Origin of the sequence: Brucella cytisi, from assembly GCF_038433355.1 — a bacterium.
Taxonomy (GTDB): Bacteria; Pseudomonadota; Alphaproteobacteria; order Rhizobiales; family Rhizobiaceae; genus Brucella; species Brucella cytisi.
This window is the reverse complement of sequence record NZ_JBCAUP010000020.1, coordinates 1-2,500: the sequence shown is the minus strand read 5'-3', so window position 1 is coordinate 2,500 and position 2,500 is coordinate 1. Positions and strand designations below refer to the sequence as shown.

Genomic DNA, 2,500 nt, shown 5'->3' with positions numbered 1-2,500 from the left:
TCGAGCAAGCTTAAGCCGGTAGGTGTAGGCGCAGCGAAAGCGAGTCTGAACAGGGCGTTCAGTTCGATGCATTAGACCCGAAACCAAGTGATCTAGCCATGAGCAGGTTGAAGGTACGGTAACACGTACTGGAGGACCGAACCCATATCTGTTGCAATAGATCGGGATGACTTGTGGCTAGGGGTGAAAGGCCAATCAAACTTGGAGATAGCTGGTTCTCCGCGAAATCTATTTAGGTAGAGCGTCCAGCGAATACCCCCGGGGGTAGAGCACTGAATGGGCTATGGGGACTCACCGTCTTACTGATCCTAATCAAACTCCGAATACCGGGGAGTACTACTGGGCAGACACACGGCGGGTGCTAACGTCCGTCGTGGAGAGGGCAACAACCCTGACCACCATCTAAGGTCCCTAAGTTATGGCTAAGTGGGAAAGGATGTGAGGATCCCAAAACAACCAGGATGTTGGCTTAGAAGCAGCCATCATTTAAAGAAAGCGTAACAGCTCACTGGTCTAAATAAGGGTCTTTGCGCCGAAAATGTACCGGGGCTCAAGCCATACACCGAAGCTGTGGATGCACATTTGTGCGTGGTAGCGGAGCGTTCCGTAAGCCTGTGAAGGGACAGTCGTGAGACATCCTGGAGGTATCGGAAGTGAGAATGCTGACATGAGTAACGATAAAGGGAGTGAGAGACTCCCTCGCCGAAAGTCCAAGGGTTCCTGCTTAAAGTTAATCTGAGCAGGGTTAGCCGGCCCCTAAGGCGAGGCCGAAAGGCGTAGTCGATGGGAACCACGTTAATATTCGTGGGCCTGCAGGTAGTGACGGATCGCGTGTGTTGTAAGGTCTTATTGGATTGATCTTGCAGCGAAGCGGTTCCAGGAAATAGCTCCTGCATATAGACCGTACCCTAAACCGACACTGGTGGACTGGTAGAGAATACCAAGGCGCTTGAGAGAACTGCGTTGAAGGAACTCGGCAAAATGCACGCGTAACTTCGGAAGAAGCGTGACCTCCATTTGGGCAACCAGGTGGGGGTGGCACAGACCAGGGGGTAGCGACTGTTTACCAAAAACACAGGGCTCTGCGAAGTCGCAAGACGACGTATAGGGTCTGACGCCTGCCCGGTGCTGGAAGGTTAAGAGGAGATGTGCAAGCATTGAATTGAAGCCCCAGTAAACGGCGGCCGTAACTATAACGGTCCTAAGGTAGCGAAATTCCTTGTCGGGTAAGTTCCGACCTGCACGAATGGCGTAACGACTTCCCCGCTGTCTCCAACGCAGACTCAGTGAAATTGAATTCCCCGTGAAGATGCGGGGTTCCTGCGGTTAGACGGAAAGACCCCGTGCACCTTTACTATAGCTTTACACTGGCATTCGTGTCGGCATGTGTAGGATAGGTGGTAGACTTTGAAGCAGTGGCGCCAGCCATTGTGGAGTCATCCTTGAAATACCACCCTTGCCTATATGGATGTCTAACTGCGGCCCGTTATCCGGGTCCAGGACCGTGTATGGTGGGTAGTTTGACTGGGGCGGTCGCCTCCTAAAGAGTAACGGAGGCGCGCGATGGTAGGCTCAGAACGGTCGGAAATCGTTCGTCGAGTGCAATGGCATAAGCCTGCCTGACTGCAAGACTGACAAGTCGAGCAGAGACGAAAGTCGGTCATAGTGATCCGGTGGTCCCGCGTGGAAGGGCCATCGCTCAACGGATAAAAGGTACGCCGGGGATAACAGGCTGATGACCCCCAAGAGTCCATATCGACGGGGTTGTTTGGCACCTCGATGTCGACTCATCGCATCCTGGGGCTGGAGCAGGTCCCAAGGGTATGGCTGTTCGCCATTTAAAGCGGTACGTGAGTTGGGTTCAGAACGTCGTGAGACAGTTCGGTCCCTATCTGCCGTGGGTGTAGGAATATTGATAGGATCTGTCCCTAGTACGAGAGGACCGGGATGGACGTATCTCTGGTGGACCTGTTGTCGTGCCAACGGCATAGCAGGGTAGCTATATACGGACGGGATAACCGCTGAAGGCATCTAAGCGGGAAACCCACCTAAAAACGAGTATTCCCTATCAGAGCCGTGGAAGACTACCACGTTGATAGGCCGGGTGTGGAAGTGCGGCAACGCATGTAGCTTACCGGTACTAATAGCTCGATCGACTTGATCACTCCCATTTACAATATCCATCAAGCGAAGCTTGATGATGACAAAAGCACGAAAGACAACCAGCTTCTCAAATTTTGTGTTCTTCGCCGACCTGGTGGTTATGGCGGAGCGGCTGCACCCGATCCCATTCCGAACTCGGCCGTGAAACGCTCCAGCGCCAATGGTACTTTGTCTCAAGACACGGGAGAGTAGGTCGCTGCCAGGTCTGCCAAGAACACAAATCAAATCATCTTCTCAAATATATACAAAACACCCATGGCGCGGGGTGGAGCAGCCCGGTAGCTCGTCAGGCTCATAACCTGAAGGCCGCAGGTTCAAATCCTGCCCCCGCAACCAA

General features: G+C 53.2%; 1 tRNA gene and 2 rRNA genes (1 of these 3 cut by a window edge). All 3 read left to right on the top strand.

From position 1 onward, the window contains the following. A 23S ribosomal RNA gene (locus AAE521_RS18150) occupies window positions 1-2,165 on the top strand; it begins 739 nt to the left of the window's first position. A gap of 88 nt (window positions 2,166-2,253) precedes the next feature. Further along, window positions 2,254-2,368, top strand: a 5S ribosomal RNA gene (gene rrf / locus AAE521_RS18145). Between the two features lie 54 nt (window positions 2,369-2,422). Next, window positions 2,423-2,499 (top strand) — tRNA-Met (locus tag AAE521_RS18140). The last annotated feature ends 1 nt before the right edge of the window (window position 2,500 follow it).